General features: G+C 69.3%; 20 protein-coding genes. 10 read left to right on the forward strand and 10 right to left on the reverse strand.

What is annotated here, in order from left to right; genetic code table 11:
• Positions 1 to 867, reverse strand: a complete 867-nt coding sequence (locus tag H7H34_RS22490) for a helix-turn-helix domain-containing protein (protein ID WP_120269817.1) — start codon at positions 865 to 867, stop codon at positions 1 to 3.
• A 118-nt stretch (positions 868 to 985) separates the two neighbouring features.
• Here H7H34_RS22490 and pobA point away from each other — a divergent pair, with 118 nt between their 5' ends.
• From pobA to H7H34_RS22515, 5 genes are all read left to right on the forward strand, one after another.
• Positions 986 to 2200: a 4-hydroxybenzoate 3-monooxygenase gene (gene pobA / locus H7H34_RS22495; protein WP_185926810.1), complete on the forward strand. Its 1215-nt coding sequence runs from the start codon at positions 986 to 988 to the stop codon at positions 2198 to 2200.
• Positions 2201 to 2448: 248 nt separating this feature from the next.
• A complete protein-coding gene (ppk2, locus tag H7H34_RS22500; RefSeq protein WP_244297430.1) occupies positions 2449 to 3504 on the forward strand; it encodes a polyphosphate kinase 2 in 1056 nt (351 codons plus the stop codon).
• A 126-nt stretch (positions 3505 to 3630) separates the two neighbouring features.
• Entirely contained in the window at positions 3631 to 4920 is a 1290-nt protein-coding gene (locus H7H34_RS22505) for an amidohydrolase family protein (RefSeq protein ID WP_185926812.1), read from the forward strand.
• 210 nt (positions 4921 to 5130) lie between these two features.
• Positions 5131 to 6645: a cytochrome P450 gene (locus tag H7H34_RS22510; protein ID WP_097174417.1), complete on the forward strand. Its 1515-nt coding sequence runs from the start codon at positions 5131 to 5133 to the stop codon at positions 6643 to 6645.
• Between the two features lie 13 nt (positions 6646 to 6658).
• Complete coding sequence (locus H7H34_RS22515) at positions 6659 to 7648, forward strand: lysophospholipid acyltransferase family protein (protein WP_185926813.1); 990 nt, start codon at positions 6659 to 6661, stop codon at positions 7646 to 7648.
• 19 nt (positions 7649 to 7667) lie between these two features.
• On the opposite strand, the gene H7H34_RS22520 is transcribed toward H7H34_RS22515, so the two are convergent.
• Both H7H34_RS22520 and H7H34_RS22525 read right to left on the reverse strand, forming a co-directional pair.
• Complete coding sequence (locus H7H34_RS22520; RefSeq protein WP_120269813.1) at positions 7668 to 8990, reverse strand: TRAP transporter large permease; 1323 nt, start codon at positions 8988 to 8990, stop codon at positions 7668 to 7670.
• A 6-nt stretch (positions 8991 to 8996) separates the two neighbouring features.
• Positions 8997 to 9521: a TRAP transporter small permease gene (locus H7H34_RS22525; protein WP_067224672.1), complete on the reverse strand. Its 525-nt coding sequence runs from the start codon at positions 9519 to 9521 to the stop codon at positions 8997 to 8999.
• Positions 9522 to 9822: 301 nt separating this feature from the next.
• Here H7H34_RS22525 and H7H34_RS22530 point away from each other — a divergent pair, with 301 nt between their 5' ends.
• Entirely contained in the window at positions 9823 to 11562 is a 1740-nt protein-coding gene (locus tag H7H34_RS22530) for a sulfatase-like hydrolase/transferase (protein ID WP_185926814.1), read from the forward strand.
• Here H7H34_RS22530 and nagA read toward each other — a convergent pair.
• The 6 genes from nagA to rph all read right to left on the reverse strand — a co-directional run bounded on the left by nagA (position 11550) and on the right by rph (position 18147).
• Positions 11550 to 12737: an N-acetylglucosamine-6-phosphate deacetylase gene (gene nagA / locus H7H34_RS22535; RefSeq protein WP_185926815.1), complete on the reverse strand. Its 1188-nt coding sequence runs from the start codon at positions 12735 to 12737 to the stop codon at positions 11550 to 11552. The two genes, H7H34_RS22530 and nagA, sit on opposite strands and share 13 nt — an antisense overlap.
• Before the next feature lie 88 nt (positions 12738 to 12825).
• The gene (locus H7H34_RS22540; RefSeq protein ID WP_185926816.1) at positions 12826 to 13695 is read right to left on the reverse strand and encodes a glucosamine kinase nucleotide-binding domain-containing protein; all 870 of its coding nucleotides are present in this window, start codon (positions 13693 to 13695) and stop codon (positions 12826 to 12828) included.
• 24 nt (positions 13696 to 13719) lie between these two features.
• Positions 13720 to 15312: a polyhydroxyalkanoate depolymerase gene (gene phaZ / locus H7H34_RS22545; protein WP_371811470.1), complete on the reverse strand. Its 1593-nt coding sequence runs from the start codon at positions 15310 to 15312 to the stop codon at positions 13720 to 13722.
• Positions 15313 to 15624: 312 nt separating this feature from the next.
• The gene (gene hemW / locus H7H34_RS22550; RefSeq protein ID WP_209006434.1) at positions 15625 to 16782 is read right to left on the reverse strand and encodes a radical SAM family heme chaperone HemW; all 1158 of its coding nucleotides are present in this window, start codon (positions 16780 to 16782) and stop codon (positions 15625 to 15627) included.
• Positions 16779 to 17426 carry an RdgB/HAM1 family non-canonical purine NTP pyrophosphatase gene (gene rdgB / locus H7H34_RS22555; RefSeq protein WP_185926819.1) on the reverse strand — a complete coding sequence of 216 codons (648 nt, stop codon included), beginning with the start codon at positions 17424 to 17426 and terminating at the stop codon, positions 16779 to 16781. Before rdgB ends, hemW begins: the two co-directional genes overlap by 4 nt.
• A 7-nt stretch (positions 17427 to 17433) precedes the next feature.
• Positions 17434 to 18147 carry a ribonuclease PH gene (gene rph / locus H7H34_RS22560; RefSeq protein ID WP_185926820.1) on the reverse strand — a complete coding sequence of 238 codons (714 nt, stop codon included), beginning with the start codon at positions 18145 to 18147 and terminating at the stop codon, positions 17434 to 17436.
• A 276-nt stretch (positions 18148 to 18423) separates the two neighbouring features.
• Between rph and hrcA the strand changes: the two genes are divergently transcribed.
• The 4 genes from hrcA (at position 18424) to H7H34_RS22580 (ending at position 22367) form a co-directional block, all read left to right on the forward strand.
• Positions 18424 to 19491, forward strand: coding sequence for a heat-inducible transcriptional repressor HrcA (gene hrcA, locus H7H34_RS22565; protein WP_208996792.1), 1068 nt, complete (start codon positions 18424 to 18426; stop codon positions 19489 to 19491).
• 33 nt (positions 19492 to 19524) lie between these two features.
• A complete protein-coding gene (moeB, locus tag H7H34_RS22570; RefSeq protein WP_185926821.1) occupies positions 19525 to 20331 on the forward strand; it encodes a molybdopterin-synthase adenylyltransferase MoeB in 807 nt (268 codons plus the stop codon).
• Between the two features lie 5 nt (positions 20332 to 20336).
• Positions 20337 to 21092, forward strand: a complete 756-nt coding sequence (locus H7H34_RS22575; protein ID WP_185926854.1) for a M48 family metallopeptidase — start codon at positions 20337 to 20339, stop codon at positions 21090 to 21092.
• Between the two features lie 87 nt (positions 21093 to 21179).
• Positions 21180 to 22367 (forward strand): multidrug effflux MFS transporter, encoded by a 1188-nt coding sequence (locus tag H7H34_RS22580; protein WP_185926822.1) that lies wholly within the window; start codon positions 21180 to 21182, stop codon positions 22365 to 22367.
• Between the two features lie 10 nt (positions 22368 to 22377).
• On the opposite strand, the gene H7H34_RS22585 is transcribed toward H7H34_RS22580, so the two are convergent.
• Positions 22378 to 24654, reverse strand: a complete 2277-nt coding sequence (locus tag H7H34_RS22585) for a transglycosylase domain-containing protein (RefSeq protein WP_245165624.1) — start codon at positions 24652 to 24654, stop codon at positions 22378 to 22380.
• Positions 24655 to 24692 lie beyond the last annotated feature (38 nt).

The raw sequence follows: 24692 nt of genomic DNA on the forward strand, positions 1-24692 counted from the left end.
TCATTCCACGCCGGAGGTGAAGCTCCGGCGAAACGCCCGCGGCGACAGGCCGGCCGCGGCGGAAAACACCCGGGAGAAATGCCCCGGATCGGCAAAACCCAGCCGATAGGCGATGTCGGCGATCGCACCCTGCGTGTAGGCCAGAAGCCGCCGCGCCTCCAGCATCTGGCGTTCGCGCAGCACCGCGGAGGCCGGCTGCCCGAGCGCCTGCCGGCAGGCGCGGGTCAGGTGCGGCGTGGTCACCGCGAGCGCTGCCGCATAGGGCTCCAGGGCGTGCCACTCCCGGTAATGCGCGTCGACCAGCGCCTGGAAACGCGCGGCGAGCCGGATGGCGGCACTGCCCGCCCCGGCCCGCGGCTCGGCCTGCGGATCGGCCTCCAGCAGCCTCAGCGCCCAGATGAAGGTCAGCGTCGCCAGCGCGGCCAGCGCCTCGCCGCGATTCGCCCGGCGGCCCTGCTGCTCGGCCAGAAGCGCCTCCAGCTCGGGCGGTGCGGTGCGGGCCTGGCCGATGCGAACGCCCAGCAGGTGCCCTTGCGGGTCGATGCGTGCGCGGATCGGTTCGAACACCGCAACCGGCAGGGTCAGCACCGTGCCGGCGCTGCCCGGCAGGAAACGGAACCCGTGTGCGACGCCCGCCGGCATGTTCAGGAAACTGGCCGCCCCGAGCGTGCTCTCGCCCTCCTCGCCGATCAGCACCCCGCCGCCGCGCTCGATCCAGAACAACTGGTGCAGAGAGGGGTGCCGATGCCGCGCGATGCGCCAGCGGCGCGGCCCGCTGCGCACCGAAAGATGTTCGATATGCAGCGTATCTGGGAGGCCGGATCCTTCCGGTTCCCCATAAAGTTCATAGTCGGGCAGAGACGGCAATGTTCGATTCATCCCTGTATTTGACCGAATTCTGCATTCCCTTGTCCAGCGCTTCGCGCCCATTCTCGACACAAAGGCACGCCGTTTCGCAGGCCGATCTCGTCGAGGACCCTTGCGCATGACCCCCGCTTTCTCCGGCCAGAAGCCTGTCGATGTCCCTGCCCGCACCGGTGTGGTCATCGTCGGCGGCGGACCTTCCGGCCTGCTGCTGTCCCAGCTGCTGCACCTTGCCGGCGTTGACAACGTGGTTCTGGAGCGCCGCTCGCGCGCCTATGTGCTCTCGCGCATCCGCGCCGGCGTCCTGGAACAGGGCACGGTCGATTTGCTGCGCAAGGCCGGTGTCGGCGCCCGCATGGACCGCGAGGGGCTGGTGCACGACGGCGTCGAGATCGCTTTCCACGACCGACGCCTGCGCATCGATCTCGCCGATCTGACCGGCGGGCGTACCGTCATGGTCTACGGTCAGACCGAGGTGACGGCGGATCTGTACGCCGCGCGCGATGCCATGGGCGGCGCGGTGGTGCACGAGGCGGAGGACGTTGCCCTGCACGATCTGGAAGGCACGCAGCCCTTTGTGACCTTCCGCCTCGGCGAGACTGTCCACCGTATCGATTGCGATTTCGTCGCCGGTTGCGACGGCTTCCACGGCGTCTCGCGCCAGTCTATCCCCGCCGACCGGCTGCGGCAGTTCGAGATGGTCTATCCGTTCGGCTGGCTCGGCCTGCTCGCCGACGTGCCGCCGGTGCATGAGGAGCTGATCTATGCCGGCCACGAGCGCGGCTTCGCGCTCTGCTCCATGCGCTCGCCGACCCGCAGCCGCTACTACGTCCAGTGCGGGCTGGACGAGCGGGTCGAAGACTGGTCCGACGACCGCTTCTGGGATGCGCTGGCAGCGCATCTGCCGGCCGATATCGCGGCCCGGCTGGTCACCGGACCGTCCATCGAGAAAAGCATCGCGCCCTTGCGCTCCTTCGTTGCCGAGCCGATGCGCTTCGGCCGGCTGTTCCTTGCCGGAGATGCCGCCCATATCGTGCCGCCGACCGGCGCCAAGGGGCTGAACCTCGCCGCGTCCGACATCCACTACCTGTCGGAAGCGCTGATCGCCCACTACCGGCAGGGCAATGAGGGCGGCCTTGTCGCCTATTCTGACCGGGCGCTTGCAAGGGTCTGGAAAGCCGAGCGTTTTTCCTGGTGGATGACGACGACCCTGCACCGCTTTCCGGACAAGGGCGAGTTCGGCGCACGCATGCAGCAGGCGGAGTTCGACTATCTCGCCTCCTCCCGCGCGGCGCAGACGACGCTCGCCGAAAACTACGTCGGCCTGCCCTACTGACGCCTTGCCGCTTTCGGTTGCCGGCTCTTTTTTCCGCCCCCGCCGCCCGGTTTGACTAGGGTCAAGGCGGCGCAGGCCCGAAGCCGCAGGATGGTCTTGCAAGAGATCCGCCTTGCGAGCGGATGGCGGCTGAGGAGGCGGGCGTGACGGACGGCAAGCGACAGGCAGCAGAGGCGAGCGGCAACACCAGCGCACCGGACGGCGCGTCTGTCCCCGCACCCGAGGCCGACGGCGCGATCGGTGACGGCATGGCCGAAGGGCTCTCCCTGGAGCGGGTCGCGGCCGTGCAGGGACGCGAGCTTGCGGCCGTTCAGGACATCTCCGGACACGACGGAAACGGCGGCGCCGAGGGCCTTGCCGCGATCCTCGACGGGGCCTCGCCGGACGATGCCGGCCTGATGCGGAGGGCGCTCGGATTGCCCAAGCCGCCGGGCACGCCGCGCCGGACCAGCAACGAACTTGCCCCCGACTGGCGCGAGGGAGGCTATCCTTACCGCTTCAAGATGCTGCGCCGCGACTACGAGCGCGAGAAGTTCGTCCTGCAGACCGAACTGCTCAAGCTGCAATCCTGGGTCAAGGATGCCGGCCAGCGGGTGGTGATCCTGTTCGAGGGGCGCGACGCGGCAGGAAAGGGCGGCACGATCAAGCGCTTCATGGAGCACCTGAACCCGCGCGGCGCCCGGGTGGTGGCCCTGGAGAAGCCGGACGAGGTGGAGCGTGGGCAATGGTATTTTCAACGTTACGTCAAGCACTTGCCGACGCTCGGCGAGATCGTTCTGTTCGACCGGAGCTGGTATAACCGGGCCGGCGTCGAGCGGGTCATGGGCTTTTGCAACGAGGAGGAATACCGCGAGTTCCTCCGCCAGGTGCCGGAGTTCGAGCGCAATCTGGTGCGCAGCGGAACCCATCTGATCAAGTTCTGGTTTTCCGTCAGCCGCAAGGAACAGAACCGCCGGTTCCGCGAACGCAACGTCCATCCGCTCAAGCAGTGGAAACTGTCCCCGGTCGACCTCGCCTCGCGCGACAAGTGGGACGACTATACCCGGGCCAAGGAAGCGATGTTCTTCCACACCGACACGGCGGATTCGCCCTGGACGGTGATCAAGTCGGACGACAAGAAGCGGGCCCGGCTGAACGCCATGCGCTACGTGCTGCAGTCGATGCCCTACAAGGACAAGGACGCCAAGCGCATCGGCCGGGTCGACGACCTGCTGGTCGGACGCGCCACGGTTCTTTCCGAGCGCGGCGAATACGATCCGCGGCACGGCTGGGACGCCCCGGAAACCGGTGAGGGGCTGCGCTGAGGCGGAGCTGCCAGCTTCCGCAGGCGGCAAGCATGCAACGGACGCGCTTGAAACGGGCGCGGTTGGGACCGAAACTGCGGCGAGCCCGCAACGGACCCCGCCCCTGATTCCCGGAAAAAGCCGCCCATGTCCTTCGATCTTCTCGTCAAGAACGCCAAGCTGCCCGACGGGCGCGAACGCATCGACATCGCCTGCCGGGACGGCCGCATCGTTGCCGTGGAGCCCGGCATCTCCGGCGAGGCGGGCCGCGTCATCGAGGCCGGCGGCCGGCTCGTCTCCCCGCCCTTCGTCGACAGCCATTTCCACATGGACGCGACGCTGTCGCTCGGCCTGCCGCGCATGAACGAGAGCGGTACCTTGCTGGAAGGCATCGCCCTGTGGGGCGAGCTGAAGCCGCTGCTCACCGTCGAGGCGGTGGTCGAGCGGGCGCTGCGCTACTGCGATCTTGCTGTTTCGCAAGGGCTTCTGGCGATCCGCAGCCATGTCGACGTCTGCGACGACAAGCTGACCGGCGTCGAGGCGCTGCTCGAGGTCCGCGAGAAGGTCGCGCCCTATATCGACCTGCAGCTCGTCGCCTTTCCGCAGGACGGGCTCTACCGCTCGCCGACAGCGGAACGCAATCTTGTCCGCGCGCTCGACATGGGCGTCGACGTGGTCGGCGGCATCCCGCATTTCGAGCGGACGATGGACGACGGCGCGCGCTCGGTGCGGGCGCTGTGCGAGCTCGCGGCCGCGCGCGGCCTGATGGTCGACATGCATTGCGACGAGAGCGACGACCCGATGTCGCGCCATATCGAGACGCTGGCCTGCGAGACGCAGCGCCTCGGCCTCCATGGCCGCGTTGCCGGCTCGCACCTCACCTCGATGCATTCGATGGACAATTACTACGTCTCGAAACTCCTGCCTCTGATCGCCGAGGCACAGGTGCATGCCATCGCCAACCCTTTGATAAACATCACGCTTCAGGGGCGTCACGACACCTATCCGAAGCGCCGGGGCCAGACCCGCGTGCCGGAAATGCGCAAGCACGGCATCAATGTCTCCTTCGGCCACGACTGCGTCATGGACCCCTGGTACTCGATGGGATCGGGCGACATGCTGGAGGTCGCGTCGATGGGGCTGCACGTCGCGCAGATGATGAGCCGCGACGAAATGCGCTATGCTTTTGAATGCGTTACGACCCACCCGGCGCGCGCGATGGGGCTGGAAGGCTACGGGCTTGCGCCGGGCTGCAACGCCGATTTCGTGCTGCTGCAGGCGGCCGACACGATCGAGGCGATCCGCCTGCGGGCCCGCCGCCTGGCCGTCGTGCGCCGCGGCAAGGTGATCGCGCAGAGCGACCCCGCGACCACGCGCCTGTCGCTCGAGGGACGGCCGGAAATCGTCGATCCGGCAGCCTACGCGCCTGGAAAGTAAGGGAGTCCGGCGGTTTCCCTTGTTCTCGAATTTCGAGACGGATTCTGCAAAATACCGTCTCAATTTCGTGCAATTTCGGGATGGACCTCTCGAAATTGCCCAAAGGCCGGACTTGGAGCCGGTCGCCGGGTTTGCGATAAGGGAGGGACGAAACGGCCCCGTTCGGACAGCGCTCCGGACAGCACCCCGGACAGGACCTGGACAGCACCCATGCAGCGACCGACAGGAACCATCGACGGGGATAGCGCGGCAGCCCCCGGAGAGGACAGGGCCGGGGATAACCCGGCCGGCGGGTGCCCGGTCGCCGGCCATGGCGCAGCCTCGCCCGCGACCGCGGATGCATCGGCGCCCGGCGTCTACGTACCGCCCTTCCCGCTGCGCCCGACCTCGCCCCCGCCGATCTGGAAGCTGATCGGCCTGGCCCGCCGCAACTTCCTCTCGGTCTGGCCGACCACGGCCTTCGCCAATCCCTGGCTGCGCGTCGCCGTTCTGCGCAAGCAGATCTTCGTCTGCAACAGCCCGGACCTGGTGCAGGAGGCCTTCGTGCGCAAGCACGACACGTTCGAACGCAAGAGCGCGCAGATGCGCCACGCACTGGAGCCGCTGCTGGGCGACGGCCTGTTCATCTCCGACGGCGAGACCTGGCGCCGCCGCCGCCAGATCGTCGGCCCGATCATCCACGCCTCCAAGGTGCGCGACTTTTTCCCCGTCATGGCGGAGACCATCGCCGAGCGCCGCGCCGCCTGGGCGGCGGCCGGTCCCGGCGCGCCGGTCGACATGCTGCAGGAGATGGCGCACCTGACGGCGGAAATCATCTGCCGGACCATCTTCGGCCGCCAGCTCGGAGGCGACTACGCCGCCGAAGTGGTCGAGAGCTTCACCGACTACCAGCGCCACATCGACCAGATCGACCTGATCTCGCTGCTCGGCCTGCCCGACTGGCTGCCGCGCCGGCGCGGCCGCGCCATCCGCCGCGCGGTCGCGCGCATCGACAAGGTGCTCGACGAGATCATCACCAGCTACGAGGCGCGCCGGAGCGATGGCGAGACCTCGGTCATCGGCGGGCTGCTTGAGGCGCGCGACGAGGACGGCAAGCCGCTGTCGCGCGAGGCCATCCGCAACGAGGCGGCGGTGATCTTCATGGCCGGCCACGAGACGACGGCCAACACGCTGGCCTGGGCCTGGTTCCTGCTGTCGCAGGCGCCCTGGGCGCGCCAGGCGCTGGCGCGCGAGCTCGACACGGTGCTGGACGGGCGCATGCCGGAATTCGCCGATGTCGCCCGCCTGCCCTATACCCGCGCGGTGATCGAGGAGACGCTGCGGCTCTACCCGCCGGTGCCGATCCTGGCCCGCGAGGCGCTGGCCGACGAGACAGTCGGCGGCGTGCGGACCCCCAAGGGCTCGCTGGTCATGGTCGTGCCCTGGCTGCTGCACCGCAATCCGAACCTGTGGCCGCGCGCCGACAATTTCGAGCCGGAACGCTTCCTCGGCGCAACGCGCGGCGGCCAGTCGAAATTCGGCTACGTGCCCTTCGCCATCGGCCCGCGCATCTGCGCCGGCCTCGCCTTCGGCCTGACCGAATCGATCCTGTCGCTGGCGATCCTGGCGCAGGGCTTCGATGCGGAGCTGGAGCCGGGCACCGACGTGCAGCCGGCCTGCCGGCTGACCCTGCGCCCGGGCGAGACGCTGCCGATGCGCCTTCGGCCGCGCGCCTCGCGCACGTGAGGCCGCCCCGGCGATGACCGCCGTTCGCGGCCGCAGGCGCATCCCTCCGGTTGCCTTCGAGGAAACCCATGCGCGCGAGGTCGCGGGCGAGCCCTGGCGCCGGGAACCGGTGCTGGGGCCGGTCAAGCGCGCCTTTCACGAGGCGCTGCGCCGCCTGCCGGTGGGCTTCGGCCCGCGCCTTGGCCACGCGCTCGCGCCTGTCGTCCAGCATATGGAGCGGCGGCGGCTGTTCGCCCGCCGACTGGCCTGGACGCTCGCCCGGCTGCATCCGCGCGCGCCGCTGACGGCCGCCGAGCACACGGCGGCGGTGCGGCGCTGGTGGCAGGGGACGGGCGCGATCATGGCCGAATACGCAACGATCGAGCGGCTGCGCGAGGCCGGACGGCTGGAGGTCGTGGATCCGCACGGCACGCTGGCCGGGCTACCGGCGGACGCGCCGGTCGTCTTCGCCTGCGTGCATCTGGGGCCGTTCGAACTGTGCTTCGAAAGCGTGCTCAACACGTTCGGCCGCGAGGCGGTCGGCACCTGGCAGCCGGAGCCTTCGCCGACGTCCAACCGCATCCTGCACGACCTTCGCGCCCGCTACGGGCTCTACGTCTTTCCGCCCGGTCAGCGCTCGGCGCGGCACCTGCACAAGATGGTGGTGGGAGAGGGCTTCGACGCGATCCTGTTCGTCGACGAGGTGCGCGAGCGGCAGATCCACCTGCCCGCCTTCGGCCGGCCGCTGCCGGAGCGGGGCAACGCCTCCGTCGCGATAAAGCTGGCCCTCAAGACCGGGGCGCCGGTGGTGCCGATCCATGTGCTGCGCTCAGGCGCGGCGCATTACCGGGTGCATGTCGGTGCGCCGCTGGATTTTCAGCGGGAGGGTGCGCCGGACAGCGCCATGATGGCCGGGATTGCCGCGCTCGACCGTCATTTCGAGCCGATCGTCCGGCAGAACCTCGACCAGTGGTACATGCTGCCGGAGCTGCGCCTGCCGGACTTCGACCCGGCAAAGGTCTGAGCGGGGCCTTGCAGCCCCGTCAGTAGAGCAGGCGCACGAGGGCGAGCGTCAGGCCCGGGAACAGCACCAGGATCGCCACGCGGACGATGTCGCTGGCGATGAACGGCACGACGCCGCGGAAGGTCTGCGACAGCGGCACGTCGGGCGCCATCGAGTTGATGACGAAGAGATTCATGCCGACCGGCGGCGTTATCAGCCCGACCTCCACCACGATCAGCACGATGATGCCGAACCACAGGGCGAACTCTTCCGGCGGCAGGCCGAAATCCAGCGCCGAGACGATGGGAAAGAAGATCGGGATCGTCAGCAGGATCATGGAAAGCGAATCCATGATGCAGCCGAAGACGAGGTAGCAGACCAGGATGATCAGCAGCACGGTCCAGGGATTGAGCCCGAGCTCGCCGACATAGGCGGCCGACTGCTGAGGCAGCTGCGAGAAGGCGAGAAAGCCGTTGTAGACGCTGGCGCCGAGCACGATGAAGAAGATCATGCCGGTGGCGCTGGCGGTCGACAGGAAGGATTCCACCAGCCCCTTGCGGTCGAGCCCGCCATTGAGGAGGGCGACGATGCCGGTGCCGGCCGCGCCCACCGCGGCGCCTTCGGTCGGCGTGAAGATGCCCGAATAGATGCCGCCGATCACCGCGACGAAGATCACCATGACCGGCCAGACGGCGATCAGCGCGGCGATCCGCTCGGCGCCCGTCGCCTTGGCCTGGCTGCCGGCGCTGTCCGGGCGGAACCGCACATAGAGCGAGACGGTGAGCATGTAGCCGAGGGCGGCGAGAAGGCCCGGAATGAAGGCGGCGACGAAGAGCTTGGCGATGTTCTGCTCCGTCAGGATGGCGTAGATCACCAGCACGACGGAGGGCGGAATGAGGATGCCGAGCGTGCCGCCGGCGGCAAGGCAGGCGGTCGAGAGGGCGCCGGAATAGCCGCAGCGCCGCATCTCGGGCAGGGCGACCTGGCCCATGGTCGCGGCGGTGGCGAGCGAGGAGCCGCAGATCGCGCCGAAGCCGCCGCAGGCCGCGACTGCCGCCATGGCGACGCCGCCGCGCCGGTGGCCGACCATCGTCTCGGCCGCGCGGAACAGCGCCCGCGACATGCCCCCGCGCGTGGCGAACTGGCCCATCAACAGGAACAGCGGAACGATGGACAGCGAGTAGTTGGAAAAGGTGCTGTAGACCAGCGACTTGAGCTGCGCCAGGATCGGCACCGTGCTCCCCGTTACCAGCGTCGTTCCGGCAATGCCGACCAGCAGCATCGACAGGCCGATGGGCAGGCGGAGGAAGATCATCAGCAGCAGGACGGGAATCGACCACAGGCCGTATTCGAGCGATGACACGTACGGTTACTCCCGGCCGGTCGCGGCCGCAGGCGGCGCGAGGGTCTCGTCAAGGCTGCGCCAGACGGTGTAGGCACAGACCAGCACGGCGAAGGCGGCGCCGACCAGCGAGGCGGCATAGGGCCACCACAGCGGAAACTGCAGGATGAAGGTGGTCTCGCCATAAGCCTGCTTGTCCAGCATGCCGAGCCACAGGCGCCAGCAGATCAGGCCGCTGGCCAGCGTCATCAGGATATTGGCGATGAGATCGACGCCCGCGTTGACCCTGGGGCCGAAGCGCGCCAGCAGCAGGTCGACGGTGACATGGCCGCGCTTGAGCTGGCACCAGGGCAGGAAGGCGAAGATCGCGAAGGCGGTGCCCGCTTCCACCAGCTCGTAGTCGCCGGGAATGGGGCCAAGGCCGACGGAGGTCAGCGCGCGGCCGGTGATCGACACGACGGTGGCGATGGTCAGCGCGACCAGCACCGCACCGCCGGCAATCGCCAGCCAGGCACAGAGCCGCTCCAGCAGCCGTTCGACGGATTGACGCATCAGCTATCGGTCCTCCCCAGCGCGAGCCCGGCGCCGTCGGCGCAGACTGCCCGCTCCCTTGCGGTCTCTGCCCGCCCTGCTCTTAGCGGCTGGGGCGGGCGGCGACAACTCCCGCCCTCAGGCAGGCGCAACCGGCAAGACCGACAGGGTGGGCCATGCAAAAGGTAATGTAAAATGAGATTTGGATGACTTTCCATAACCGCTGGCGCGGCCGGTCGGCCCATGCTTGCCTCTCCCGTCCGGCTCGGCTCAACTGCGGGCCATTGGACAAGCGATTTGGGCCTGAAGGGAGTGTCCGGGAGTGGCGAGACGCGCGCGCAATATCCTTTTCGTGATGTATGACCAGCTGCGCTTCGACTATCTCGGCTGCGCCGGCCATCCGCACCTCAAGACGCCGAATTTCGACCGGCTGGCGGCGCGCGGGGTGCGCTTCACCAGTGCCTATGTGCAGTCGCCGATCTGCGGCGCCTCGCGCATGAGCTTCTACACCGGGCGCTATGTCGGCTCGCACGGCGCGGCCTGGAACAACTATCCGCTGAAGGCGGGCGAGGTGACGCTGGGCGACCACCTGCGGGCACGCGGGATGGACGCGGTGCTGATCGGCAAGACCCACATGAAGGTCGACGATGCCGGGCTCGACCGGCTCGGCATCTCGCGCGGCGGCATCATCGGCACCCGCATCGCCGAATGCGGCTTCGATGCCAGGGTGCGCGACGACGGGCTGTGGGCGGAAGGTCCGGACGGGCCGTACGACGCCAAGCCCTCGCCCTACAACGAATTCCTCAAGGCGCGCGGCTACGACAGCCGCAACCCCTGGCACGACCACGCCAATTCCGGTCTTTCGCAGGAGCGGGACGCGGACGGGCGCGGCGAAATCGAGAGCGGCTGGCTGATGCGCAATGCCGGGCTCGCGGCGAATGTGCGGGAAGAAGACGCCGAGACGCCGTGGCTGACCGACGAGACGCTGGCTTTCCTCGCCGAGCGGCGCGAGGAGCGGCGGGCGGTCCCCTGGCTCTGCCACGTTTCCTACATCAAGCCGCACTGGCCCTATATCGTGCCGGCGCCCTATCACGACATGTACGGGCCCGAAGACGTGCTGCCGGCCATGCGCCATGAGCGCGAGCGGGCCGACCCCAACCCGGTCTTCGAGGCCTTCATGCAGAGCCGGGCCTCGCGCAGCTTTGCCCGCGACGAGGTGCGGGAGGCGGCGATCCCCGCCTATATGGGCCTGGTGCGCCAGTGCGACGACCAGTTCGGCCGGCTGCTCGACGCGCTGGAGGAAAGCGGCGCGCTGGACGATACGATGATCGTCGTCACCTCCGACCATGGCGACTATCTCGGCGATCACTGGCTCGGCGAGAAGGACCTCTTCCACGAGCCCTCGGTGAAGGTGCCGCTGATCGTCTACGACCCCTCGGATGAGGCCGATGCGACCCGCGGCAGCACCTGCGACGCGCTGGTCGAGGCGATCGACCTCGCCGCCACCTTCGTCGACGTGGCGGGGCGCCGGGACGGCGAGGTGCCGGACCTGCCCGGCCACATCCTGGAAGGGCGCTCGCTGTTGCCCTGGCTGCATGGCGAAAGGCCCACCGACTGGCGGCGCGCGGCGATCAGCGAATACGACTATTCCTGCACGCCGATGGCCGACCGGCTCGGCGTCTCAGTCAAGGATGCCCGGCTCTTCATGGTGTTCGACGGGCGCTACAAGCTGATCCACGCGGAAGGCGGGCTGCCGCCGATGCTGTTCGACCTGGAAAGCGATCCGTCCGAATTCAACGATCTCGGCCGCGATCCCGCCCATGCCGGCGAGGTGGCGCGGCTGCGCGGCCTGCTGGCCGACTGGGGTCTGCGGCTCAGCCAGCGCACCACGGTGAGCGACAAGCAGATCCTGGCGCGGCGCGGCGGGGCGGGCGGGCGCACCGGCGTGCTGATCGGCGTCCACGACGAGGCCGATGCAAGCGAGGAGGCCCTCGCCTTCTATCGCGGCAAGGTGAAACCCATGGCTCGGTCAGAGCAGGATGAGACGGATCAGGCCGAATAGAGCCGGCTGCCGGCGATCCAGGTGGCGCGCACCCGCAAACCGGCGTCGAGCTCGACGAAATCCGCGTCGAACCCGGGCAGCAACCGGCCCTTGCGCTCGGCAAGGCCGGCGGCCTCGGCCGCATGCAGCGAGACCATGCGCAGGGCCAGCTCCAGCGGCAGGCCGATGGGCCCGGCGAGCCGGCGCAGCGAGGCGGACATGTCGATATCGGCACCGGCCAGCGTGCCGTCGGCCAGGGTCAGCCGGCCGAGCCCTTCGCCCATCGGCTCGCGGGCGATCTCGCGGCCGTTAAGCGTGAAGGAGCTGGCATCGGTGCCGAGCGGGGCCATCGCGTCGGTGACGACGAAGAGGCGGCCGGGGCCGGCCTTGCCGCGCGCGGCGATGCCGATCACTGGATCGGCGACATGCAGCCCGTCGACGATGATGCCGGCCGACAGCGCACCGGTGGCCAGCGCCGCTCCCGCAAGGCCGGGCGCCCGGTGACCGAGCGGGCTCATCGCGTTGAAGAGATGGGTGACGAGGCGCGCGCCGGCGACGGTCGCGGCCAGCGCGGTCGCGTGATCCGCATCGCTGTGGCCGAGGCTGACCATGACGCCGGCATCGACCAGCCGGCGGATCGTCTCGCTCGGCACGATCTCGGGCGCCAGCGTGACGAGAAGCAGCGGCAGGCGGCGGGCGGCGTCGATGAGCTGTTCGGCATCGGCCTCGCTCATCGGCCGGATCAGCTCGGCCGCATGGGCGCCCTTGCGCGAGGGGGCGAGATGCGGCCCCTCCAGATGCAGGCCGAGGCAGCCGGGCACGCTGGTCGCCGCGCCGATGGCGGCGCGAATCGCCCGCTCGGTCACCTGCGGCGTGTCGGTGATCAGCGTCGGCAGGAAGGCGGTGGTGCCGAAGCGGCGATGGGCGGCCGCGATGGCGGCAATGGAATCACGGTCGGTCGCGGTGTTGAACTGCACCCCGCCGCCGCCATTGACCTGAAGGTCGATGAAGCCGGGCACCAGCATGTCGCCGGCCGCCTCGATCCGCTCGGCATCGCCCGGCAGATCGTGGCCGCGCACGATGCCGGCAATGCCGCCGTTTTCAACGAGAAGCGCGGCATCCTCGTGCCAGCTCTCGCCGTCGAAGATCTTCCTTGCAGAAATCGCCAGGGGGCGCCGGGGGGTCTCGTCAGGCATGGTCCGGGCATCCCGCGTCGGGGCCGGTCTGTCGCCGGCGGGAGGGTCGTTGCCGCTTTTTGCGTCAGCCGTCCGCGGCGCGCAAGCGTCAGGCGGCGAAAAACGCGCGCCTCGCCATGCGCACGGCCCCGTCCAGCGCATCGCCCAGCGGCTCGGCAAGGAGCGCGGCAAGGGGCGGTGCAAGACGCGGCGCATAGAGAGGGGCAAGGCCGCCCATCAGCACGATGCGCTCGCAGCCGGGAAAGACAAGGGCGGCGAGCATTTCCTCCACCTCCAAGGTGAAGGCGGCAAGCAGGGCCTCGGCCTCGCTGTCGCCGGCCTTCGCCGCGGCAAAGACCGCCGGGGCGTGGCGGGCGAAATCGGCCTGGCGGGCGGACCCGGCAAAGGCGACCATGCGGGCGGGATCGTCGCCGAAGGCGGCAAGCAGCGTTTGCGCAAGCACCCCGCGCGGGCGCACCCCGTCGCGCGACAGCAGCGCCGATTTCAGCGCCTCGCGGCCGAGCCTGGCGCCGCCCCCCTGGTCGGCGAGATGCACGCCCCAGCCGCCGACGCTGCGGATCTCCCCGTCCTGCCTGGCGAGAAAGGCCGAGCCGGTGCCGAGGATCGCCATGATGCCGTCATGGGGGCCGAGTGCGCCTTCCAGCGCGATCTCGCCGTCGCCGACGAGCTCAACCTGCGAGAAGGGAAGGGAGAGAAGCGAGCGGCCGTCGCGGCCGAGCTGGCGGGCGCCGGCAAGGCCGAGCAGCGCCGGACAGGCCGAGAGCGCGCCGGCCGGCAACCCGGCCTCGGCGAGCGCGCCTTGCGCTGCCGCAACGATGTTTGCGGCGGCCTGTTGCGGATCGGTCGCGACATTGGCCGGACCGGCGAGACCGCGCGAGACGATCTCGCCGTCGGGACCGGCAAGGGCGGCGCGGCAGGTGCTGCCGCCGCCGTCGATGGCGATGAGCCAGGAGCTCATGTCAGTGCGCTCACTGCCCTCGGCTCAGTGCGTGGCGGGCTGCTCGGCGAGCTTGCGGGCCTGCTCGATCCAGCCGTCGCGGTCGATGCGGCCGCGGAAGTCGAGCCGGTTGTCGAGCGCGGCGATCTGCTCGTCGGTGAGCGCGGCGATCTGCCAATAGTGGAAGATGCCGGCGCCGTTGAGCGCGGTCTGCAGCTTCGGCCCGACGCCGGAGATCGCCGTGAGGTCGTCAGCGACGCCGCGCGGCTTGGCCAGCAGGACCTCGGCCAGCGGATCGGAGACCGGCTTGGTCTTGGCCTTTTCAGGGGCCTTTTCCGGGGCCTTTGCGGGGGTCTTCGCCTCGGCGGGCTTTTCGGCGACGGGGATGGTCACCTCGGAAGAGGCCGTCTTCGCCGGGTCGGAAGCCTTGGGAGCCGTGGCCGGCAGATGCGCGTGGCTGCGCATGAAGTCGAGGATGCGCGGGGCGATCTCCGAGCGGAAGCGCGAGCCGTTGAACACGCCGTAATGGCCGACATCCGGCTGCATGTAATGGGCGCGCATGTCGGGCGAGAGATTGACGCACAGATTGTGCGCCGCCATCGTCTGGCCGCGGCCGGTGATGTCGTCCTTCTCGCCCTCGACCGTCAGCAGGGCCGAACGGCGGATAGCGCCGCAATCGACCAGCTCGCCGCGATGGCGCATCTTGCCGTTGGCGAGCGCGTGGCGGATGAACACGGTCTCCACCGTCTGCAGGTAGAACTCGGCCGTGAGGTCCATCACCGCCAGATACTCGTCGTAGAAGTCGCGGTGCTTCTCGGCATTGTCGCCGTCGCCGGAGACGAGATGCTGGAAGAATTCGTGATGCGCGTTGACGTGCCGGTCGAGGTTCATGCTCATGAAGCCCGAAAGCTGCAGGAAGCCCGGATAGACGTCGCGCATGAAGCCCGGCTGCGGGAACGGCACCTTCATGATGACATTGCGTTCGAACCAGTCGATGCTCTTGTTCTCGGCCAGATCGTTGACGGCGGTCGGGTTGATCCGCGTGTCGATCGGCCCGCCCATCAGCGTGACGCTGGCCGGCGCGCAAGGATCGTTGTGCGCTTCCATCACCGCCGTGGCGGCAAGCACCGGCACGGAGGGCTGGCATACGGCCATGACATGGGTGTCCGGCCCCAGGAAGTGCAGCATCTCGATGACGTAGTCGATATAGTCGTCGAGATCGAACCGGCCGTCGGTGAGCGGCACCATGCGCGCATCGATCCAGTCGGTGATGTAGATGTCGGCGCTCGGCAGCATGGTCTCGACCGTGCCGCGCAGCAGCGTCGCATAGTGGCCCGACATCGGCGCAACCATCAGGATGCGCGGGCCCTTGTGCTTGCGCTCGCCGAGCTTGCGGTCGAAATGCAAGAGGTTGCAGAAGGGCTTCTTCCAGACGATCTCCTCGCGCACCGGCACCTTGACGCCGCTGACGGTGGTCTGGGTGAGGCCGAACTCCGGCTTGCCGTAGCGCCGGGTCATCCGCTCGATCATCTCGCAGCCGGCGGCGACAGAGCGCCCGATCGGGGTGTGGGAGAACGGATTGAGCGGGTTCTGGAAGTACAGGCGCGTCATGTCTGCGGTCGCCCGCAGAGGACTCATCGCCGCATGATTGAATTCATAGACCTGATAGAACACGTGACCGACCTCGCAATCTCCGTGAGGCAGTGCAGCATGGCCGCCTGCCTTTTTTCGCATTGCAAAATAGTATGACAAAGATTAACGCCGCTTCAACCTGTACGGAGGTCCACAGGGGCTCAGGCGGTGCGGGGATACCGGACGTAGCGGTTCAGGCGAGGAAAACTTCTCCCGGCTGTTCCGAAAACGCGAGGCAAGACAGGATCTTGCCAGAAGCGGCCACGCGGTGGAAAAAAGTTGCGGCGACCGCTTTTTTTCAGCGGATCCCGTCAAAAATCACGATGCGAGATCGGCAACGACGGCGTCCAGCACGAGGCAACCGGCCGGCGTGACGCGCATCCGTGTGCCGTCGAGTCGTTCCACCATGCCGTGTTCGACGAGATCGGCGACACGCCGCGGATCGATCCGGCGGTCGGAAATCGCTTCGAAACGGGCAAGGTCGACGCCCTCCACCAGCCGCAGGCCCATCAGCAGGAATTCGTCGCCCTGCTCTTCCTGGGTGAGGGCAGTGTCCTCCACCAGCCCCTCGCCGCGCGCCTCGACGGCGGCAAGCCAGGTCTCGGGATGGCGCTCGGTGGCGGTGGCGAACTTGCCGTTGCCGCCGGTCAGCCGGCCATGGGCGCCGGGACCGACGCCGACATAGTCGCCGTAGCGCCAGTAGACGAGATTGTGCCGGCATTCCGCGCCGGGTGCGGCATGGTTGGAGACCTCGTAGGCCGGCATGCCGTGGGCGGCGCAGATCTCCTGCGTCAGGTCGTAGAGATCGGCCGCGGTGTCGGGATCGGGCACCACCAGCTTGCCGGTGCGGTGCAGCTCGAAATAGGGCGTGCCCTGCTCGATGGTCAGCTGGTAGAGCGACAGGTGGTCGGCGGCAAGGCCGATCGCCTCCTCCAGCTCGGTGCGCCAGGCGGCAGCATCCTGGTCGGGCCGGGCGTAGATCAGGTCGAAGGAGATGCGCCCGAAGGTCGAACGGGCGATGCCGATCGCCTCGCGCGCCTGGGCCGCGTCATGCAGCCGGCCGAGACGCTTCAGGTCCGCATCCCTCAGGGACTGCACGCCGAGCGAGAGGCGGTTGACGCCGGCGGCGCGATAGCCGCGGAACCGCTCCGCCTCCACCGAGGAGGGGTTGGCTTCCATCGAGACCTCGACGGTGGGCGAGATTTCCCAGTGGCCGGCGATGGCGTCGAGCACGCGGCCGACCGTCGCGGGAAGCATCAATGACGGGGTGCCGCCGCCGAGGAAGATCGAGTCGACCCGCCGTCCGCGCGTGCGGGCGGCGAAATAGGCAAGCTCCCGTTCGAAGGCAGCGGCAAAGCGCGCCTGATCGACGCCGGCATGGCGGACATGGCTGTTGAAGTCGCAATACGGGCATTTGGCCTCGCAGAAAGGCCAATGCACATAGATGCCGAAACCGCCGTCCGCCTGAGCCATCATGCCTCCAGGCAGCGCGCCGAGAAGTCCGCGAAGGCGCGGGCACGGTGCGACAGCGCGGTGCCGTCCTGCCCGTGCTTTTCCTCCGCCGACATTTCGCCGAAGGTGCGGCTTTCGCCGTCCGGCTGGAACATCGGATCGTAGCCGAAGCCGCCGCTGCCGCGCGGCGGCCACACGGCGGTGCCCTCGACCTCGCCGCGGAACAGCGCGACCTCGCCGTCCGGCCAGGCAAGGCACAGCACGGCGACGAAGGACGAGCGGCGGCTCGCCGGATCGGTCGCGCCGGCGGCATGCAGCTTTTCCTCGATGGTCCGCATGGCCATCGCGAAATCCTTCTCCGGCCCCGCCCAGCGGGCCGAGTAGACCCCGGGATCGCCGTTCAGCGCGAAGACGCAGAAGCCGCTGTCGTCGGCAAGCGCCGGCAGGCCCGAGGCCTCGGCGGCCGCGCGGGCCTTCAGCTCGGCATTGGCCTCGAAGGTGGTGCCGGTCTCTTCCGGCTCCGGCAGGCCGAGCGAGCCGGCCGAGACGACCTCGTAGCCGTAGGGCGCCATCAGGTCGCCGAACTCGCGCAGCTTGCCCGGATTGTGGCTCGCCAGCACGATGCGGCCGGGCTCGAGCCGGCGCATGGGGGAGGTGGTGTCGGTCATGCGAGCCTCACGAGATCGCCATCTTCTGCAGGTCGACCAGCCGGCCGATGCCGGACTTGGCCAGCGCCAGCAGCTGCGCAAACTGCTCCTCGGAGAAGGGCTCGCCTTCCGCCGTGCCCTGGATCTCGACGATGCCGCCGGAACCGGTCATGACGAAATTGGCGTCGGTATCTGCGTCCGAGTCCTCGAGATAGTCGAGATCGAGCACCGCCTGGCCGCCATGGATGCCGCAGGAAATCGCGGCGATATGGTCCTTCAGCACCTTGCCGGCGACCATGTCGCGGGCGCGCATCCACTCGATGCAGTCGTGCAGGGCGACCCAGGCGCCGGTGATCGCGGCGGTGCGGGTGCCGCCATCGGCCTGGATGACGTCGCAATCGACGGAGATCTGGCGCTCGCCGAGCAGCGGCAGGTCGACGATGGCGCGCAGCGAGCGGCCGATCAGCCGCTGGATCTCCTGGGTACGGCCGGACTGCTTTCCCGCGGCGGCCTCGCGGCGCATGCGCTCGCCGGTGGCGCGCGGCAGCATGCCGTATTCTGCGGTGACCCAGCCGCGGCCCTGGCCGCGCAGCCAGGGCGGAATGCGCTCTTCCAGGCTCGCGGTGCACAGCACATGCGTGTCGCCGAACTTGACCAGGCACGACCCTTCTGCGTGCTTGGAAACGCTCCGTTCCAGCGTCACGGCGCGCAACTCGTCCGCTGCACGTTTGGATGGCCGCATGTCGATCCCCTTCAAGCCTGCCGCGCGGGGCATCGATGCCCCTTGCTCCTGTTTCGCGTCCCTCTTAATCCAATATGGGACCGGAATGAAATGCCTGTCTGCCGCTTGTCCCGTGCCGGCCCCCATGCGGGACCTTCGTTCTTGCGCCTTTGGCATGGGCAATCGCGGGCAGGGCGCACTATATTCGGTGGCGCGCCATGTGGCCGAACAGGCAGGGCCGCCGGGCAGGGGACATAAGGTGCCGAACGTGGATTTGCAGAACCGGGGAGCAGGAACGTGACGCTGGGTGTGCCGTCCGTGAGCCTTGGCGATCTCGACAAGCGGTCGCGGGAGATCTTCCGTGCCATCGTGGAATCCTATCTCGACACCGGCGAGCCGGTGGGTTCGCGCAATCTGTCGCGCCTGCCGGGCATCCAGCTGTCGCCGGCCTCGATCCGCAACATCATGTCGGACCTGGAGCATGCCGGGCTGCTCTATGCCCCGCATACCTCGGCCGGGCGCATGCCGACGGAAGGGGGCCTGCGCTTCTTCGTCGACGCGCTGCTGGAGGTGGGCGACCTGACGCGCGAGGAGCGCGACCAGATCGACATTCAGGTCAAGGCGGCGCGCAGCGAGCGCACCAGCGAGCAGCTTCTGACCGAGGCCAGCCAGATGCTGTCCGGCCTGTCGCGCGGGGCGGGCGTCGTCTTCACCCACAAGGCGGATGTGCGCCTGCGGCATGTCGAATTCGTCCGCATCGAGCCGCTGAAGGCGCTTGTGGTGCTGGTCGGCGACGACGGCTCGGTTGAGAACCGCATCGTCGACCTGCCGCCGGGCCTGCCGCAGACGGCGCTGATGGAGGCGTCGAACTATCTCACCAGCCTGATCCGCGGGCGGACGCTCGCCGAGGCGCGGCGTGAGCTGGAGACCCAGCGCGACCGCCACCAGAAGGAGCTGGACGAGCTGACCGCCAAGCTGGTGGAAGCCGGCATCGCCACCCGTTCCGGCGTGGTCGACGCGGCCGGCTCGCTGATCGTGCGCGGCCGCTCCAACCTCTTGTCGCACCTGGAGGCCGAGCAGGACCTGGAGCGCATCCGCCTGCTGTTCGACGACCTGGAGAACAAGCGCGACCTGATCCAGCTGCTGGCCGCGGCCGAGGGCGGCGACGGTGTGCGCATCTTCATCGGCTCGGAGAACAAGCTGTTCTCGCTGTCCGGCTCCTCCATCGTCGTCTCGCCCTTCCGCGACCAGGACGACCGGATCATCGGCGTGCTCGGCGTGATCGGCCCGACCCGGCTGAACTATGCCCGCATCATCCCGATGGTCGACTATACCGCCCGGCTGGTCGGCCGCCTGCTGCGCTGACCGTCTGCCTCCCCTGATGCTCCGGACCCCTTGATGACCATGCTTTCGCCCGCAGAATTGGAACGCTATGCCCGCCACATCGTGTTGCAGGATGTCGGCGGTCCCGGCCAGCAGAAGCTGAAGGCCGCGAAGGTGCTGGTGATCGGCGCCGGCGGGCTCGGCGCGCCGGTCTTGCAATATCTGGCGGCGGCCGGCGTCGGCACGCTCGGCGTCGTCGACGACGACACCGTGTCGCTGTCCAACCTGCAGCGCCAGGTGATCCACGACACCGACCATCTGGGCGAGCCGAAGGTGGCGAGCGCGGCCGAGGCGATCGCCCGGTTGAACCCGCATGTGAAGGTCGAGCCGCATGTGGCGCGGCTTGGCGCGATGAACGCGCTGGCGCTGATCTCGCGCTACGACCTCGTGGTCGACGGCTCCGACAATTTCGCCACCCGTTATCTGGTCTCCGATGCCTGCTTCTTCGCCGGCAAGCCGCTGGTCACCGGCGCGGTCGGACGGCTCGACGGGTCGCTGACGCTGCTGAAGCCGCACGAGACCGGCGAGGACGGCACGCCGAACCCGACCTATCGGTGTCTCTTCCCCGAGCGCCCGGCCGACGGGCTGCTGCCGACCTGTGCGCAGGCCGGCGTGCTCGGTGCGCTGACCGGCATCGTCGGCACGATGCAGGCGATGGAGGCGATCAAGGAGATCGTCGGCTTCGGCGAAGGCCTGCTCGGCCGGCTGTTGCTGGTCGATACCCGCTCCATGCGCTTCGAGACGATCCGCTATCGCTGGAGCGCCAAGAACCCGCTGAACGGCACCGTCCGCAAGCGCTTCGACGAGCTGGCCGGCGCGTGAACGGCTTGTTCCGCCTGCGCCGGCAGCCGGTCCTGCCCGAGGAGATCACCCTGGAGATCGACGGGCGGGAGCAGCGCATCGTGCTGCGCGGCAACCCGCAGGCGCGCCGCTATATCCTGCGCGTGCCCTCCGACGGCGGCGCCCCGGTGCTGACCGTGCCGAAGGGCGGGACCCTTGCCACCGCGCGCGAGTTCGCGCAGCGCCAGCGCGGCTGGCTGGCCGGGCGGCTGGGCGAGCGGCCCGAGGCGGTGCCTTTTGCGGAAGGCGGGGTGATCCCGCTGCGCGGGGCGGCGCACAGGATCATTGCCGCCGGCGGATTGCGTGGGCTGGTGCGCGCCGAGCCGGCCCCGGAGCTGGAAGAGGACAGCGAAGCCGCCGGCCGCCTGCTGGTGCCCGGCGCTGGCGAGCACATCGCCCGCAAGCTCACCGACTGGCTGAAGCGCGAGGCGCGGCGGGACCTGGAGCGCGCGGTCGCGCACCATGCGGCGGCGCTGGGCCGCACGCCCACGGCCCTCACCCTGCGCGACACGCGGAGCCGCTGGGGCTCCTGCACGGCGGACGGGCGGCTCTCCTTCTCCTGGCGGCTTGTGCTTGCGCCGCCGTCGATCCTCGATTACGTCGCTGCCCATGAGGTCGCTCATCTTGCCGAGATGAACCACGGCCCGCGCTTCTGGGCCCACTGCCGCCGTCTTGCCCCGCACACGGAGGAGGCGCGCGACTGGCTGAAGCGCGAGGGCGGCCGCCTGCATCTTTACGGCTGACCCGGCAGTCCTGCCCCGCCAGCCGCCCTCTCTCCCCGGCGCCCGCCCAAGCTCGCGGCCGCGCGCCGTCGCCAGAAGGCCGCTCGCATGCTCAAGCCGGACACCTGGGCGCTTACCATCCTGCTCGCCAGCCTGACGGCGCTCGGCCCGATCTCCACCGACATGTACCTGCCGGCGCTGCCCTCGATCCTGCGCGAGCTGGAAACCAACCACGCGGCGGTGCAGCTGACCCTGTCGGTGTTCCTCGTCGGCTTCGCCGCGGGGCAGGTGTTCTACGGCCCGCTCGCCGACCGCATCGGCCGCAAGCCGGTGCTGATCGCCGGCCTTGCCATCTACGCGGTGGCGAGCCTTGCCTGCACGCTGGCGCCGACCGTCGAGGTGCTGATCGTGGCGCGCTTCTGCCAGGCCTTCGGCGCGGCGGGACCGGTGGTGCTGGCGCGCGCCGTGGTGCGCGATCTCTACGAGGGGCCGCGCGCGGGCCAGGAACTCGCCCGCATGGGCTCGATCATGGGCCTTGCCCCGGCGATCGCGCCGTTCTTCGGCGGGTTGATCGCGGCGGCCGGCGGCTGGCGCTTCGTCTTCTTGGTCTCGGTCGCCTTCGCCGCCGCGGTGATCGTCGGCATCTGGCGCGGCCTGCCCGAGACGATCCGGGCGCGTGAGACCGCACCCTTCTCGATCCGCGCGATCCTGTCGGGCTTCGGCGGCCTGCTGCGCCACCGCGCCTATGCCGCCTATCTGGCGGTGGTGACGCTGACCTATTGCGGGCTGTTCGCCTTCATCTCCGGCTCGTCCTTCGTGCTGCAGGACATCTTCGCCCTCAGCCCTTCGGTCTACGGCATCGCCTTCGGCGTCTGCGCCGGCGCCTATGTGGTGGGAACGCTGATCGGCCAGCGGCTGGCGCCGAAAAAGGGCGCGGAAGTCACGATTCTGACGGGCTGCGTGCTGCTGGCGCTGGGCGGGGCGGCGATGATCGCCGCGGTTCTGGCCGCGCCCTCGGCCGTTTCCGTCATCGCGCCGATGATGCTCTACATGGTGGGGGTGGGCCTTGCCCTGCCGCAGGCGCAGGCCGCGGCCCTGATGCCCTTCCCGGACCGCGCCGGCAGCGCGTCGTCGCTGATGGGCATCTGCCAGATGGGCACGGCCGCGGCGGTGGGCATCGCCGTCGGCGCCACCCATGGCGGCACTGCCCTGCCGCTGGCGTTGATCATCGCCGCCAACGGCTTCGGCGCGGTTCTGGCGCTGCTGGTCAGCCGCCGCGCCCGCAGGGCCGGCTGAGCGGCTTCCCTCAGCCCCCGAAAATCCGGTTGAGCAGGTCGAGCGGTCCGCCGCCGCCGTCCGAATCGCGCATCGGCGGCAGCCGGCGCGCCGGATCGCCCTCGGCCGGAATGTCGCGCATCGGCATGTCGAGCGGCGCTGCGGCAGGTTCGGCGACCTGCACCGGCCGGTCGGACACGCCCGGAAGGCTGGCGACAGGCAGGCCCTGGTGGCCCGCCTGCATCACGTCCTTCCACACCTTCGCCGGCAGCGAACCGCCGGTGGCGCGCTTGGTCGGCGAATTGTCGTCGTTGCCGAGCCAGACGGCGGTGGTCAGCGTGCCGGTGTAGCCGATGAACCAGCCGTCGCGGAAATCCTGGCTGGTGCCGGTCTTGCCGCCGGCCGGGCGGCCCGGCAGATTGGCGATCTTGCCGGTGCCGGTCGTCAGCGTCTGCGCCATCATCATGTTCATGTCGGCCAGCGTCGCATGGTCGATGACCCGCCCCGCGCCGTCGCCGGTGCGCGCGTAGAGCACCTTGCCCTCCAGCGTGCGGATCTGGCGGATGACATGCGGCACCACCGCATAGCCGCCATTCGAAAACGGCGTGTAGCCGGCGGCGATCTCCAGCGGCGTCACCTCCGAGGTGCCGAGTGAGATCGACAGGTTGGAGGCGAGCGGCGAGGTGATGCCGAGCTTACGGGCGGTGCGGATGATGGCGCGCGGGCCGACTTCTTCCGCCAGCCGCGCGGCCACGGTGTTGAGCGACAGCGACAGCGCCTCGGTTAGCGTCACCGGCCCGCGATAGGTCTTGGTGTAGTTCTTCGGCGCCCACTTGCCGATCTTGACCGGCTCGTCGACCCGCACGGTTGCGGGCGTCAGCCCGCGCTCCAGCGCGGCGAGATAGACGAAGGGCTTGAAGGCGGAACCGGGCTGGCGCCGGGCGTTGACCGCGCGGTTGAACTGGCTTTGCGCATAGTCGCGTCCGCCGACCAGCGCCTTGACCGCGCCCGCCCCGTCCAGCGTGACGACGGCGCCCTGGCCGACGCCGAGCTTGGCGCCTTCCTCGGACAGGGCCCGGCGCAAGGCATCCTCGGCGATGATCTGCAGGCCGAGATCGATCGTCGTGTCGACGATGATGTCGTCCTCGATGGCGCCGACATAGCCCGGCAGCAGCTCCATCACCCAGTCGGCGATGTAGTTCTCGCTGGCCGAGGTGTGGTGGGTGACGACGCGCATCGGCGCGGCGATGGCATCGCGCGCCTCCGCGTCGGTGAGATAGCCCTCCTCGGCCATGGCCGCGAGCACGGTGGTGGCCCGCTCCTGGGCAAGGTCCGGATTGCGGGTCGGGGCATAGCGCGAGGGCGCCTTGAGCAGGCCGGCCAGCGTCGCCGCCTCCGACACGCTGATCAAACGCGCCGACTTGCCGAAATAGCGCCGGGCGGCCGCATCGACGCCATAGGCGCCGGCGCCGAAATAGACCCGGTTGAGATACATCTCCAGGATCTCGTCCTTGGAGTAGTTGGTCTCCAGCCAGAGCGCGAGGACCGCCTCCTGCACCTTGCGCCGCAAGGTGCGGTCGGGCTCCAGGAAGAGGTTCTTGGCCAGCTGCTGGGTCAGCGTCGAGCCGCCCTGCACCAGCCGGCCGGAGGTGATGTTGGTCAGCACCGCGCGGCCGAGGCCGAGCGGATCGAGGCCGAAATGCGAGTAGAAGCGCCGGTCCTCGATGGCGATCACCGCCTGCGGCAGATAGGGCGGCAGCTGTTCGAGCCGCACCGCTTCGCCGCCCGTGTCGCCGCGATTCGCCATCAACGTTCCGTCGGCGGCGACGATGCGCACATTGGGCGGGCGCTGCGGCACCTTCCATTCGGAGGTCGGCGGCAGATAGGCGGCGTAGTAGATGAGGACGCCGATGCCGGCGATGCCGCCCCAGATGCACAGGACGAAGCTCCAGTAGAGGCCCCGCCGCAACAGGCGCGAGATGCCGCCGCGCTGGCGCTTGGCGCGGGGCTTGCCGCGCCCGCCCTTGCGCCCGCCGCCCTTGCCGCCGCCGCTATTGCCGCCGCTGCCCCGGCTGGAGCTGGAACCCGAGTTGGGGCCGGCGCCGACGCTGTCCAGGGAACCGGGCTTGCGGGCCGTGCGCTTGCGGGCCGGCGCGGACGAAGAGGAGGAGGACGAGGAGGACGCGTGTCCGCCGGCCGCCGGCCGGTCGGCGCCGGTCAGCCGCATGTCCAGCGTCGCGCCGCTGGGCTCCATCTTCGGCTCGACGCGGGTGGGGCGCCGGCTTCCGGGTGACGATCCGCGAGCCATCGATTCGCTCTGTTCCTCCAAGATGCACAGGGGGCGTC

Origin of the sequence: Stappia sp. 28M-7 (assembly GCF_014252955.1) — a bacterium.
Lineage (GTDB): Bacteria > Pseudomonadota > Alphaproteobacteria > Rhizobiales > Stappiaceae > Stappia.